12 protein-coding genes are annotated in these 14,484 nt (G+C 42.9%); 2 read left to right on the top strand and 10 right to left on the bottom strand.

Going from position 1 to position 14,484, the window contains the following annotated elements:
• Position 1: 1 nt before the first annotated feature.
• The 7 genes from srtB to ACTO17_RS12135 form a co-directional block, all read right to left on the bottom strand.
• On the bottom strand, positions 2-790 hold the full coding sequence (srtB, locus tag ACTO17_RS12165; protein ID WP_482558118.1) for a class B sortase: 789 nt from the start codon (positions 788-790) through the stop codon (positions 2-4).
• A 46-nt stretch (positions 791-836) separates the two neighbouring features.
• Positions 837-2,018: a CHC2 zinc finger domain-containing protein gene (locus tag ACTO17_RS12160; protein ID WP_482558126.1), complete on the bottom strand. Its 1,182-nt coding sequence runs from the start codon at positions 2,016-2,018 to the stop codon at positions 837-839.
• Positions 2,019-2,093: 75 nt separating this feature from the next.
• Positions 2,094-3,026 carry a hypothetical protein gene (locus ACTO17_RS12155; protein ID WP_172537383.1) on the bottom strand — a complete coding sequence of 311 codons (933 nt, stop codon included), beginning with the start codon at positions 3,024-3,026 and terminating at the stop codon, positions 2,094-2,096.
• A gap of 89 nt (positions 3,027-3,115) precedes the next feature.
• On the bottom strand, positions 3,116-5,359 hold the full coding sequence (recD2, locus tag ACTO17_RS12150) for an SF1B family DNA helicase RecD2 (protein WP_172537382.1): 2,244 nt from the start codon (positions 5,357-5,359) through the stop codon (positions 3,116-3,118).
• On the bottom strand, positions 5,337-5,738 hold the full coding sequence (locus ACTO17_RS12145; RefSeq protein ID WP_005342229.1) for a DUF7768 domain-containing protein: 402 nt from the start codon (positions 5,736-5,738) through the stop codon (positions 5,337-5,339). The genes recD2 and ACTO17_RS12145 overlap by 23 nt, the downstream gene beginning before the upstream one ends.
• Positions 5,738-6,775 carry a YqaJ viral recombinase family nuclease gene (locus ACTO17_RS12140; protein ID WP_004223854.1) on the bottom strand — a complete coding sequence of 346 codons (1,038 nt, stop codon included), beginning with the start codon at positions 6,773-6,775 and terminating at the stop codon, positions 5,738-5,740. Before ACTO17_RS12140 ends, ACTO17_RS12145 begins: the two co-directional genes overlap by 1 nt.
• Before the next feature lie 12 nt (positions 6,776-6,787).
• A complete protein-coding gene (locus ACTO17_RS12135) occupies positions 6,788-7,930 on the bottom strand; it encodes a hypothetical protein (protein WP_005342227.1) in 1,143 nt (380 codons plus the stop codon).
• Positions 7,931-8,731: 801 nt separating this feature from the next.
• Here ACTO17_RS12135 and ACTO17_RS12130 point away from each other — a divergent pair.
• Together ACTO17_RS12130 and ACTO17_RS12125 are read left to right on the top strand one after the other, a co-directional pair.
• Entirely contained in the window at positions 8,732-8,929 is a 198-nt protein-coding gene (locus ACTO17_RS12130; RefSeq protein WP_005342226.1) for a DUF3173 domain-containing protein, read from the top strand.
• Between the two features lie 35 nt (positions 8,930-8,964).
• Positions 8,965-10,146 (top strand): site-specific integrase, encoded by a 1,182-nt coding sequence (locus tag ACTO17_RS12125; protein ID WP_004223860.1) that lies wholly within the window; start codon positions 8,965-8,967, stop codon positions 10,144-10,146.
• A 77-nt stretch (positions 10,147-10,223) separates the two neighbouring features.
• Here ACTO17_RS12125 and guaA read toward each other — a convergent pair whose 3' ends face one another.
• The 3 genes from guaA to spoIIID form a co-directional block, all read right to left on the bottom strand.
• Complete coding sequence (gene guaA, locus ACTO17_RS12120; protein WP_482558117.1) at positions 10,224-11,765, bottom strand: glutamine-hydrolyzing GMP synthase; 1,542 nt, start codon at positions 11,763-11,765, stop codon at positions 10,224-10,226.
• Entirely contained in the window at positions 11,758-13,767 is a 2,010-nt protein-coding gene (locus tag ACTO17_RS12115) for a 2-isopropylmalate synthase (protein ID WP_482558116.1), read from the bottom strand. Before ACTO17_RS12115 ends, guaA begins: the two co-directional genes overlap by 8 nt.
• Positions 13,768-14,065: 298 nt before the next feature.
• Positions 14,066-14,326, bottom strand: a complete 261-nt coding sequence (gene spoIIID / locus ACTO17_RS12110) for a sporulation transcriptional regulator SpoIIID (RefSeq protein WP_482558115.1) — start codon at positions 14,324-14,326, stop codon at positions 14,066-14,068.
• Between the last annotated feature and the right edge of the window lie 158 nt (positions 14,327-14,484).

Below are 14,484 nucleotides of genomic sequence, written 5' to 3'. Positions count from 1 at the left end.
GTTATTCCTCCATTTTTATTTTCTGTTTCAGTTTTCCATGTACTAAATAGCGATAATCCTTTCGGGTATTTACACAAGTTGATAGGGTCACTACCTGATCCTCCTTGGTAACTGTCATCCCTGTGTTATACTCAGCACTTCTTTGTAGTGTTTCCAGAAAAACTTCATAGTCCTCAGAAGTAGGAAAATCATAAGTATATGCTGGATGATCCGTCGGTGCTGCATAACAGGAAAAAATCTGATACTCATAAATATATCCTGGCACATACATATAAAAACAGGGATAGTTTCGATAAAGTGCCTGTGACTGATACTGATCCAGGGTTCCAAACATGCTCCCATCCTTCATATTATGCCCATAAATAATGGAATTTCTGTCTGATAAATCCTCCTGGTTGTGAAAGTCCATAAAAATACTGCCACTTTTATGATTTTCTCCCGTAATCAGGTGATGCAGATAATAGTCATTATCCCTACCCTGGACTACCGGATAACTAATTTCCAAGCCAGGAATCTCAATCCATGCAATGACATCTGGATTGATTTCTTCCAGCTTGTTAAAATCCACCTGTAGGAATCCCTGCTCTGCGACCTCCTCTGGCGTTTCCCCTGGAACCGCTTCTGGTGACAGGTCTTGATTCTCTATCTTTTGTGTAAACTCTTTCATCTGCTCATAGACTTTTTGACTTTCCTGATAATTCAAATAAATTTGCAGTATCCTTCCTCCTGCAAATAAAAAAACAGCAATGGCTACAAGCATAAATATGCCGTAAATTTTCTTTCGTTTCATCGAATCCTCCTCTTCCATAAGACCGGACAACTTGCCCGGTCCATATTCACCCCGTATTTTTCAATACATAGTAATAATCATCAATTCCTTTGATCTGCCCATTCCACTCACCATAAGAATCCATGTCCCAAACCATACGGCTCATGGAAATAGACAATCCACTACAGATTTCATACACCTTTCTACAAGCGTTCTGTAGAATCTGCCGTTTCTGCATCTTATGCGGACAATAAAAAGTGGCTGGTTTACGTTGACAGGCATCACATTTCTCAGAATCCCCATCACAATATACCTTCATTTTTTTATCCATATCATAAGCTTCATATAGGTGCTGCAGATGCCTGCTTTTCAGCGTTTCCAAAACTGGCTTTAAATTTCTGTACTGATTGACACCAGCAACGCAAATGAACGTATCTCCAGATAAATAGTGGGCTATCGTACCTTTTAATGCACCTTCTGTTAAATAGATCTGTTCTGCGTCCAGACTTCCTATGACATGTACCGGACTCCCTGATGATACTCCATTTTGGAATTTCACACTGGAAAGCCAGATATACTTCCGTCCCTCCATTACCTGATCCAACCGTATCTGAAATCCTTGTATTTTTCCTTCCATGGATCGAATCGGTATCAAAATCCCAGAATTTTTAGAAGTAAAATTAATTGTCCATTTCCCATCTTGATCTTCATAAAATCCCGGCACACCTTTTACCGTCTGTCCGGATTCCAACAGTTTTTGTACCATATTTTTAATTCCAAACAACGGTACACTACGATACCTCTGTATCTCGATCTGTTCTTTCGTCAACCCTCTTTTTTTAAGATCCTCCTGATGTTTATCATTTAAGGTCAATAACGACAACATTTCTTGATATGTTCGGTCAATGACATCTGCATCCGCTAACTCGGCATTGAAAATTTCTACAGGCTCTTCTTTATGAACCACCTGATAATCCGTTCGGTATTCCCCCTTTCCCAGAGCTTCCCGGATCTGTCGGTTTGCCTCTGCACTGGAAACACCATGCAGTCTTCTGTATAATTCCAGCATTCCGCCGGAAGCATCACACCGATTACACCGGAACACATTTTTCTGAAGATTAACATTCATTTTCCCTTTTGTTTCTCCACAAAATGGACAATTCACATCCATTGACGAAGAATTTTTATGCCGTACTCTAAGCTGCAGTAAATGCACGACATCTGTGATATCGTAGCTAAAGCCTGACATATCATACACTCTATGGTTCCTCCTTTCTTCCACAGCCTTTATTGGCTGTGGAAAGAATGTTAAGCCGGCTATTTGCTATGCCTTTGCAAGAATTACTTTGGCTGCCGCCGGTATGAAATGGTTCTGTCCATGATACTGTTCTGCGAACCATTGCAAGCTGGAAGGACTTTCTATTGCAACCTGTCCCATGGTTTTTCCACTAAATTTTCCCTGTCCTGTTACGGCTACTTGTATTGCCTGCTCATAACTCATCCTTTTCACCAGTTCTTCCACTGGCATATTGGGATCCAGAAATTGCGGCTTAGAAGGCATCTGCTGCATAACTGGTACAGATCCAGTTGCCGGAATCATTACCGGATTTGTCATCTGTCCTGTACCCGTTCCCCCGCCAATCGTATTTCCATTGGCTTGTGCTTCTTGATAAAACTGTTCCATCATCTGCTGCCCCGGAGTTGCTTGAGGCGGAAATGATGGCATGGTTCCTGCTGACTGATTGGGAGTCTGCTGCATTCCTGATGCAGGGGTTTGTGCTGGCATCGCAGTCTGCATCTGTGTTCCCTGATTTACAGGAATTCCTGCATCTACCTGCATTGGATCATTTCCTTCCCCTACATCAGCAAATTGCAGGCCATACCCCGCATCTGCCAAAGCTCGCCCAATTGCCGCTGTTTCTGCCATTTCAAGAAATTTATCCCCAAACTGTGTATCTGCTGTACGAAACTTCTGTGAAAAGGAATTTGCAATATAATTATCTTCCTGATCACACTTATCCAGATAAATTCTGGCTTCTACGACTGCCATATTTTCAGTAAAGTGAACAATCCGGCTGATAATCTTGCCTGTAGGATTTACCAGACGGAACCACAGCTTCCGATATTTCACATCCAGATACCGTTGTTCCTCCTGCCCTTCATTAGAAATAACTCTGGCAAGTTCCAGAGGATAAAATCCTTCCACTTTATTCAGTTCTTCTACTGCTTTTGACTTGTTATATAATAATTCGCTCATTGCCTGCTCCTTTCTTTGGAACCGGCAGGACATCCCTTCATAAAGTAATAACCTGCCAATTCTCAACATTGAACTATTTTGCTATTTTTTTACACAGCCCGGTTGCAAATTGTTGCAGGAATCCGTCTGTTTTCCTGTCTCTGATACCGTTCACAATACTGTTGTATTTTTACTGCCAGCATCGTCTTTCTGGTTCCCGTATCATCTGTGTGGATTGCCTGACAAACGGCTTTCCATTCCCCAACAATATAAACACGCTGTTTTGCCCTGGTGATTCCCGTATAAAAGATGTTCCGCTTCAGCATGGGATAAAAAGCTTTTAGCCACGGAATGATGACCACCTGGCACTCGCTTCCTTGGCTTTTGTGTATGGTTATGGCGTTTGCATGTTCAATCATTTCCACCTGCTCTGCCTCATACTTCACCCTGCGGCCATCTGTAAATACGATTTGAACCAGAGGGTTATTGTCCTCATCTTCAGCAATCTGTACCAATGTACCCAAATCTCCGTTACTGGCAAATTCTGTATTCTTGTTTTGAAGGATTCTGTCACCTTCCCGAAACATCTCACCGCCAAGATGAAGCTCCCTTTTTCCGGATACAGGAGGATTTACCTCGTCCTGCAGACTGCGGTTCAGTTCCAAGACACCGGCTGCACTTCTCACTTTATATGGAGAAAGTATCTGTACCTGCTCCATACCATACATCTGAATTTCCTTGAGATAGATATTTTTAACAATTTGTGCCGCCGCATCTGCTCCTGAACATTCAACCATCTGGAAATCATCCCCCCATTGCAGGTTTGTCTTTCCTTCATTGATAAGTTGAGCATTTATGGGGATGTTGCTGTCCTTCCCCTGGCGATATACCAGATTTAAAACAGTAACCGGTATTTTCCCGCACAAGATAAGCTGCCGGAACACATCCCCAGCTCCTACTGAAGGAAGCTGATGGACATCCCCGACCAAAAGCACCCTTGCCCCTGCCTTTATCTTGTAAAAAAATTCATAGGCAAGGTGCATATCTACCATAGATACCTCATCCGCATTAATAAAATCTGCGGATAGTTTATCCGTAAGTGCTTCATAATCACCGTCACCAAAAAGCCCCAGTGCCATGTGCATAGTAGTTGCATCTCCATTTCCAGTACTCTCTGCCATTCTCCTTGCAGCACGTCCAGTCGGTGCCATCAGTTTGACTTCATTCCCACATTTTTTCTGATAGATATACAAAATGACCTTCAAAACCGTTGTTTTGCCGGTTCCAGGTCCTCCAGTAATAATGCAGATCGGGTTTGCAAAAACCATACGCACTGCTTCTTTCTGCTGTTCGGATAATGTTATGTTTAAATCCTCCTGTGCTTCCTCCAGTTCCTTTTCAATCGTAAGAGCTGGAATTTGCTCGTGCAATTTTCTTGCAATCATAGAGGCTGTATCCTCTTCTTCCTGATGCTGTTTGGTAATGTAAACCCTATTCTCTTCTACTACGATACTGTCCTGCATGACCAGACGATATAACACTTTTAAAATCTCTGTTTCCGTCACCGGCTGAAGATCCGGTTCTTTATTCAGAACCTTCAATGCATCTTTCACCAGAATTTCCTGCTCCAGATATAAATGTCCGTTCTGCTTCATGGCTTCCCGCAACACATAGCTGACGCATCCGGAAATACGCATAGGATCATTTGTTGCAGCACAGCACTGCCTTGCAATGGCATCCACAGTGAGAAAACCAAACCCTTTGACTGAGCAGAGTATATAAGGCTGCTTCCGAATGATTTCTACGGATTGATCCCGAAACTTCTGAAGAATCATATTTGCTTTTTTAGGCGTAACATGAAACGGTGATAAAAAAGTCATCAATTCCCGGAATACTTTGTTTTTTCCAAAAGAATCCACAATACGGTCCAGTTTTTTCTGAGATATCCCCTGAATCTTTAATAATTCCTGTGGATACTTTTCCATTACCTCCAAGGTATCCAGACCAAAACGATCGACAATCCGTTCTGCCGTTTTGGGACCAATTCCCTTTAAAGAACCACAAGAAAGGTATCCTAAGATACCTTCCCTTGTTCTAGGTACAACTTCCAAAAAAGTTTCTACCTTGTATTGTGTTCCATGGGAATTTGTCTCCCACTCGCCTTCCATTTCTATTTCGATTTCATCCGTAAGAGGCAGGTCATATCCTTTTGCAGTAAACGCAATGATTTTTTTGTCTGCCCAAAATTTATCTCTGGCAGAAAGAGGAACCTCATGATCCAGCGTGGAAAATAATGCAACCGTATATCCGTTTTCCTCATTTTGAAAAATCTTACGTATATATTTGCACCTCATCGTCTATACTCCTCCAGTTCTCTACTTTCATCAATTCGCCTGGTTTCATCTTGGAATCATACCAATAAACGTCCTTTCCTTTCTCGAATGCTGTCTGAATCTCTCTTCTCATTCCTTCGCTAATGCAGGAGCCACAAATAATTAATACTTCACATAAATCCAGCATCAAAGCTCCAATCTGCATTGCAGTCTCACGCTCTTCTGGGATACGGTCATCCAACATTAACGGAAGATGAGCATGTGAAGCAAAAGTACGGCAATGATACAGCCTTTTCATCTGCATGAGATAGTATTTTGCCAATTCCATATTATGCTGCACTCCCTCTGGATTCGGGGCAGACAGCGGAGAACAGATATATGCCTTTTTTCCTTGTAACATTATGCAACCTCCTTTTTAATCCGGAAAATCCTGCTTTCTGTAGTGCTTGTGTATTCTTCGTAGATATCCGGATGCTGATTTTTCAGCTTCTCCATATTTTCTTTTCCAATCTGGGTGCGTATCGTAGGATTATAAGTAATCCGGTAACGGAAACTCCCATCCTCGATCACTGCCTTACACCCTTGTCCAAGAAGCTCGACAAACGGTACACTCAATGCACGTTGTTCCGCTTCAATCTCCTTTTTTCTCTTTTCCAATTGGGATTTTTCTTCAGATAATTTGAGATATTTTTCAAGACTGCGTGATTCCAAGCTAGATATGCTGATTTCAGGAATTGATTTGTCTGCGTAACCATTATATTTCCGGATACTAGCCAAAATGAGATCTGGCTTTCCGGAATACGGTGGTTCTATTTTCTTCTCCACATATTCCTCCCAGAAGTATTTCTCCTGGTCAATGAGTTCTTCTTCCTCCATTCTATCTCGTTCCAGACACCGGTAAACAAATTCATTTTCATTGTTTCCATAAAGGCAAGCAATATATGCCTTATTCATATTCATGACTGCAAGATAATGACGAACCTGCAAAACATAGTTTTCAGGAATCCCATCATCTGCCCATTTGTCTTTTGCATTGTAATTACAGGTTTTACATTCCAAAATCCCAATGCTGCCATCTGGAAAACGGATAAAGTAATCCACATCCGCTAACATAAACGGATATAGCGGATGCCGGAACATTTTTCGTACAGGGAAAACTTCAAGTCCAGTCTTCTTGGCAAAAATCATGGCAACCAAATCTTCCAGGCGGTGTCCCACTTCTTTCGCTACCCAGTTTTCTTCCTCTTCTTCGATTACTGGCGTAACACCAATTTTATCGAAATACAAATCCCTGATTGTCGCAAATGGGGATAAGCCCATGATTGCCGCTGCATCGCTTCCACCAATACCAAGACGCCGGTAATCCAACCAATCTTCTCGGCTCAAATCTGCTGTATCAACAAGAACTTCCGGCTGATAATTTAATGCTGTATTCATCTCATTTCCTCCTTATAATTTAATCGTTCCATATACATCAAACCCTTTCCAGTCAAAGGCCAGTGTTTTTGCAATATCTTCTTCCAATTTTAAAATCCGTGGTGCAGAAAATCCTTCACAAGCAGCAAAGAAAGCAGCTTCGTGCATGGCAAAATAAAGATCATGAGCTGTGCATGGTTCTTCCCCATATTGTCCCACAAAAAGATCTACTACTTCATTTCGAATTTTCTGATTGATTTTGAGTTCCTTCATAATCAGATGCAGACAGTTTACAGGGTTTTGGATATCTATATCCATCAAACCAACAATTCCTTTAACTGCTTCCTGATAACGGGAAAAAATTTTGTCCAGATTATTCCGGAAATCCTGTAAGGTCGCCCCTCTATCATGTGACAGTTTGATAGGACTGCCCAGGTTAATGACACGGTTACTGGTTTGTGAGAGCATCATGGGATACAGATTCACACCACTTACTGCTACATCAGAAGTAGTCAGGCGCAGTGCAGGAGCAAGGCTCTTATCCTCAATTCCATGATCCTCCAAAGCCTGGTGATAAGTATCCAAAAGTTCCTGATTTCCTCCTAAAGTCCACATAGCGGACACAATGGAATGGTCAAAACTTCCAGATCCCTCCAGATAAGTACTTCCCTTAAAATGTGCTTTCAGATAATCACTTGTCATATTGAAGATTGTCTGCATATCCAGTACACAGTAATCATGATCATCACCGCCATGTACTGCAGATACTTTTCCATCTGCCACCTTGATTAAGGCATCTCCTTTCGCTACCTGAAGACAGTAGTTTACTACCTTTGCATAAGTAGCTTTCTCCAGTTTCTTTAATCCTGTTCCATTAATGCCGGCTCTTTTCAGAATTGTATGAATAGCACAGTCACGAACCGGATAAAAATCCTTGTTCACTTTTAATACCAACTGGGTATTCTTTTCTGTATCCTCTACTATTCCTTCCAGTTCTTTTTCACAGGCTTCTTCAATGGTTTCTGCCTCCTTTTCCAATGGAACCAGTTTTAGCATCCTGGTAGGCTTTCGAATCCACTTGGACTGCTTTGCCCTCTCAGCCAGAAATTCCAGCATCTCCGTTGTGCTTGCAAATGTAGTGCAAAACTCATCTGCATAAATCTTTGTTTCTTTCATGTGTGTACCACCTTTCTTAAATTTATTTATCCATAAACAGCCAAAGCTGATTGTGGCAATCCTGCCTTTCATTTGGGCATAAAAAAAGAATGAAAAGAGAAGTATTCCTCCGCTATCCATTCTCATATCCCTGATAATATTACCGAAAAAACAAAAGTGCCGCTATTGCCCCATAAGGACAGATAGTGACACTTTATACAATCATAAACAACTTATGCGGAATAAGCAGCCTTACTGCTCTCCTTGAGTCTTCGGATTTATACAAATCCAAAACTCCCCCTATGGGTACGCATAAAATTAACTATAGCAGTATAGTAGCACATGATATAGTATATGTCAATCTTCATGCACAATATATTGTATGTTCTTAAATACTATGTTTTGCATATATGACTTCAATTAAAATATTGAAATATCACGTATCCCACCTCTCTTTTTTCAAGTTTATAGAAAAATTTTTAATAAAAAGTACATAATCTGTTCAATCTGAAAAAATCTCAGTTAATTACTTAATGAAATTGCTAAGACAAAACTAAGTCTTACGCCTTTGTACCTTGATAACTTCATACCTTATCTGGAAATGTATATAGGTGTTGTAGATAGTGTCGCATAATTGCACACCTGCTGCTTGATGTTTACATAGTAACGCCTTCTACGTGCCTGAAACAAGGCATAGGAAACGGTTTCCTGATAAGATACTTTTATTTTTCAGCAAGAAGTCATTCTGCCTACACAATTACTCAAAATTTGTTATAATAATGAACAGGTATTATGATTACCCTGTTCATAGAAGGGAGGTATATGATTACTGTTACAAAAAAAGATCTGATTGCACTGGGGTATGGTCCATCTTTCTCTTCAGACATTATAAGACAGGCCAAAATTCTTATGATTGAACGTGGACATACTTATTACCAGTCAAGAAAATTAGACAGGGTACCCAAAGAAGCCGTTGAAGAAATTCTGGGGATTAAATTGCCAGACGAACAAAACCAATAGTACTTCTTGTGTGTTTATGCAAAGGAGGAATTTTTATGGCAAAGGATCCAATTAAAAGGGCAAACAATGGAACTTACTATTTCAGAGCAAATCTGGGCTATGATTCTGTAACTGGAAAGCAGATTCAGAAATATCGAAGTGGTTTCTCTACAAAAAAAGAGGCCCGTGCAGAATATTCCAAACTCATCATCGCTGCTGAAGATGAACTGGCAATGGAAAAGAAGCAACCCTCATTTAAACAATTTATTGAAGAAATTTATCTTCCATGGTATAAAACACAAGTCAAAGAGAGTACCTATAGAAACCGTTTAAATACCATCGAAAAACACTTTAAATTTTTTTATCGGAAAAAGGTAAACGAAATAGAACCGATTCATGTACAAACCTGGCAGCTAAAACTGGCAAAAGACTACAGTCCTAATTATGTACGAATTATACAAGGTATGCTTTCTCTGGCATTTGACCGTGCAATCATCCTCGGCCTTGCCAAGAAAAATCCCGCACGTATGGTCGGCAATATTAAATATAAGAAAGTAAAAGTGGATTTTTGGACATTGGAAGAATTCCAGAAAGTAATTTCTCTTTTATACAAAGGAGATTACTACGAACATTATTTGTTTATCTGTTTCTGGCTCCTGTTCACAACAGGATTACGAATTGGAGAGGCTGCTGCATTACAGTGGGATGACATCGATTTTGAAAGCGGATTACTCAGCGTGACAAAAACGTTATATTACAAATCTATGAATGAATACAAATTTGTAGATCCCAAAACATCTGCCAGCATCAGGACCGTTGTGCTTGATGAAGATACCATAAGGGAACTGAAAGATTGGAGGGAAGTGCAGAAGAAAGTTCTGAAAGACTGTAATTTTGTACTGAGCTATAGTGGGATTCCCACCAGCAAGCATACCCTGCCAAGAGCCCTGGAAAAGCTGGCAGGGCTTGCCGGTGTTCACCGCATTAAAATCCATGCATTAAGACATTCACATGTAGCACTTTTAATCAGCATGGGGGTGAATCCATTGATCGTCAAAGACCGTCTGGGACACGAAAAAATCCAGACAACTTTAGGGACCTATGGACATCTATATCCTAACAGCAACTTTGAGGTTGCCAAACTGTTAGGCGGAGTTATTAACTTCACTCCTGCTACCGAAAGCATCGCTGATTATACACATAACCAGTTTACTGCGTCGTATCACAGGAAAATATAAAAATGCAATAATAATGCAATCCAGAGTCATCGATGCCGACAAAGCCCGTAAATAAAGGCTTTTTAGCCTACCGCGTACTACTCAAACTCAATCGTCCCCGGCGGCTTCCCCGTACAGTCATACAGCACCCGGTTAACCCCCTTCACCTCATTCACAATCCGATTTGTAACCTTATTTAATACCTCCCAGGGAATCTGTGCAGCTTCGGCTGTCATAAAGTCAGAGGTATTCACCGCCCGCAGCGCAACCGCATAATCATAGGTTCGGAAATCCCCCATCACTCCCACGGAACGCATATTTGTAAGCGCTGCAAAATACTGTCCCAAATTCTGCTCCAGTCCCGCCCGGGCAATTTCTTCCCGGTAGATGTGATCTGCTTCCTGGACAATCTTTACCTTCTCTTCTGTAACTTCTCCCACAATGCGGACGCCAAGGCCCGGGCCCGGGAAGGGCTGACGAAATACCAGGTGTTTCGGGATGCCTAGCTCCAGTCCCGCTTTACGCACTTCATCTTTAAAAAGCATCCGCAGAGGTTCAATGATCTCCTTGAACTCCACCACATCCGGCAGGCCTCCCACATTGTGATGGGATTTAATCACAGCGGACTTGCCAAGACCGGACTCAATCACATCGGGATAAATCGTTCCCTGAACCAGAAAATCTACCGCGCCGATTTTCTTTGCTTCTTCTTCAAAGACCCGGATAAATTCCGCTCCGATGATTTTGCGTTTCTCTTCCGGTTCTGTGACGCCTCTTAATTTTTCGTAATAACGCTGCCGGGCGTTGACCCGGATAAAGTTCAGTTCATACGCGCCGTTCGCCCCAAAAACTTCCTCTACCTCGTTTCCTTCATTTTTGCGGAGCAGTCCGTGATCCACAAAGACGCAGGTCAGCTGTTTTCCGACAGCTTTCGACAGCAGCACCGCTGCCACGGAAGAATCCACGCCGCCGGACAGGGCGCAGAGCACCTTGCCGCCGCCGATTTTTTCCCGCAGATCCTTTATGGCAGTTTCCACGAAGGAATCCATTTTCCAGTCTCCGGTGCAGCCGCAGACCCGGTAAACGAAGTTTTCAAGCATCTGCCTGCCTTCTTCGGTATGCATTACCTCCGGATGAAACTGAACGGCATATAATCTCTTTTCCGGAAATGACATGGCAGCCACCGGACAGACCGGCGTATGGGCAGTAACATGAAATCCCTCCGGCGCCTGGGCAATATAATCCGTATGGCTCATCCAACAGACGCTTTTAGGTGAAACGTCCTGAAACATCACGTCTTTGGTATCCACCTCCACCTCTGTGCGGCCGTACTCGCTGACCGGAGCCGTTTTCACCCTTCCGCCCAGTACATGGGCCATTAACTGGGAACCATAGCAAATGCCAAGAATGGGAATGCCCAGTTCAAATATTTCCCTGGAGCAGCCGGGCGAGGTTTCCTCATATACGCTGTTAGGCCCTCCGGTAAAAATAATTCCTTTGGGATTTAACGCCTGAAGCTCCTCCAGACTTATTGTATACGGCTTTACCTCGCAGTACACGCTGCATTCACGCACCCGCCTGGCAATCAGCTGATTATACTGCCCTCCGAAATCAAGGACAATCACTGTTTCTTTATTCAAAGTTTTTTCCTCCCTGTCTGGAATTGCGGAACTGTACCGGCGTCATACCGTATTTTTTCTTAAACAGCCGGTTAAAATGCTCCACATTCTGATACCCTACGCTGTCAGCAATATTTTCCACAGTCATACTGGTATTTTTCAACAGGGTGCGGGCCTTTTTCATCCGTACATTCTTTACAATATCCCCGAAAGTCTTTCCAGATTTTTCCTTAATATATTTGGAAAGATATGGCTTGGACAAATGCATTTTCTCTGTCAGTTCATCCAAAGTCACCGTCAGGTAATGCTCCTGAATATAATTCATAATCTGGTTCAGCCGCTCATCCCGGCACTGCTCCGTCTGCTGTATAGGCTCCAGCTTATTGACTGCCACACAGAGAGCCTCTATGGAAGATTTGATGATATCTTCGTCAATGCCCACGCCCCAGTACAGACGGTTATTGCAGGAAATCCCCACATAGGACACTGCTTTTGCAGAAGAGCCTCTGGACAGGGAATGCTCCTCATACACAGACAGTTCATAGCTGATGTTAAAATACTGCTTCAATGCATTGCTGACCGCGTCCAGACGGCCGTTTCCATTGCCGGCAATGTCCCGTCTCTGGCCGCCATGCTCTAAAACTGCAGTTGCCACAATGCCGTTTTTCTGCTTAAAATGGCATTCTGTAACATGAAAATAAGGCGTATGGCTGACATAATGCTCCTCAAAAATCTGATATACCAGCTGGGGAGAAAGCTCCATATGACGATGGTCTGACACCCCTTTTACGGTATAGCCCACTTCTTCTTTCATCTTGTCCGGTATGGTAATTCCGTAATTCTGCTTCAGAATATATCCTACGCCGCCTTTTCCGGACTGGCTGTTAATGCGGATCACATCGGAATCATAGGTACGCCCCACATCCTTTGGATCGATGGGCAGATACGGCACGGCCCAGGAGCCCTCCGGATGATTTTCCCGGCATGCCATGCCCTTTGCAATCGCATCCTGATGGGAACCGGAAAAAGCAGTAAACACCAGCTCTCCGGCATAGGGCTGCCTGGGTGAAACCTGCATCCTGGTGCAGCGTTCATAGGTTTCTGCAATATTGGACATATTGCTGAAGTCCAGTCCTGGATCAACTCCATGGGAAAACATATTCATCGCAAGGGTCACAATATCCACATTTCCAGTCCGCTCGCCGTTTCCGAATAATGTTCCCTCAATGCGGTCTGCGCCTGCCAGAATGCCGAATTCCGCATCGCAGATTCCCACGCCCCTGTCATTGTGGGGATGGAGGGAAAGTATTACATGTTCCCTGAATTTCATATGCTTGCTCATATACTCCACCTGCCCTGCAAAAACATGGGGCATGGCGTTTTCCACAGTGGTGGGAAGGTTGATAATGGCCTTTTTTTCCGGTGTGGGCTGCCATACGTCCAGCACTGCATTGCACACCTCCAGCGCGTAATCCACCTCTGTTCCTGAAAAACTTTCCGGACTGTATTCAAAGGTAAAATTTCCCTCTGTTTCTTCTGCAAGCTCTTTCAGCAGCTTGGCGCCGCTGACTGCAATGTCCAGAATTTCCTTTTTACTCTTTTTAAATACCTGCTCCCGCTGTGCCAGGGAAGTGGAATTATAAAGGTGCACCACTGCATGGGGCGCGCCCTTTACCGCTTCAAAAGTTTTGCGGATAATATGCTCTCTGGCCTGGGTCAGAACCTGTACCGTCACATCCTCCGGGATCATATCCCGGTCAATCAATGCCCGCATGAAATTATATTCTGTCTCAGAAGCCGCAGGAAAACCCACTTCAATTTCTTTAAATCCCACCTTCAGCAGCAGCTGGAAAAATTCCAGCTTTTCTTCCAGGCTCATGGGCTCAATCAATGCCTGATTCCCGTCCCGCAAGTCCACGCTGCACCAGATGGGGGGCTCTTTGATATATTCCTTTTTCACCCAGTCATAAGTAACTTCAGGCGGCATAAAATATTGTCTTTCGTACTTCTCAAAATTCTTCATTCTCAGTCCTCCATTTTTATATTTTCAGGGGGCAGACAGGCAAAACCGGTTCAACCAAAAAATCTTCCGTCTCTACCATCCGCTCTCAAAAGGGATCATAGAGACGAAAGACACTGGTTTCTTTGCAGCTACTCTTCCTCTTCTTCGCTTTTCACGGGTTTTATCTTAACACACATTTTCACTCTTGTATAGTGATAATTTTAATCATTTTAATTGATGTATTTTAACCTCTTAAGAAAAAAACAGAGTTCCCATGATTCTTTTTTTCTGACGCGCTTTCCATGCTTTTCCCATGTTTTCAGACAATTCCTTTCTGATGCAGGTATTTCTCCCTGGTTGCCAGTCCGCCCCGAATATGCCGCTCCGACTTATTGACATCCAGAACTTTCCTGGCCCGGGCCGCCAGGGCAGGATTAATCTGCGCAAGACGTTCTGTTACGTCTTTATGTACCGTACTCTTGCTGATTCCAAACTTTTTTGCCGTCTGCCGCACAGTAGCATTCTCCTCGATGATATAATTGGCAATATTAACGGCACGCTCTTCTATATATCCTTTCAACGAAAATCCCTCATACATTGCTTTTTTATAATGTATGAGGGATTAGCTTCAGTTATGACACCGGCACTTATTTTGACAATATTGTCATCATAACAAATCGTTGCCATTGCAAGGATGATGCTTGCCAGCATTTTCACATGCCGGCAAATAACGGGGAT

This window comes from Petralouisia sp. (genome assembly GCF_056822245.1).
This window is presented reverse-complemented; position numbering and strand designations above follow the sequence as displayed.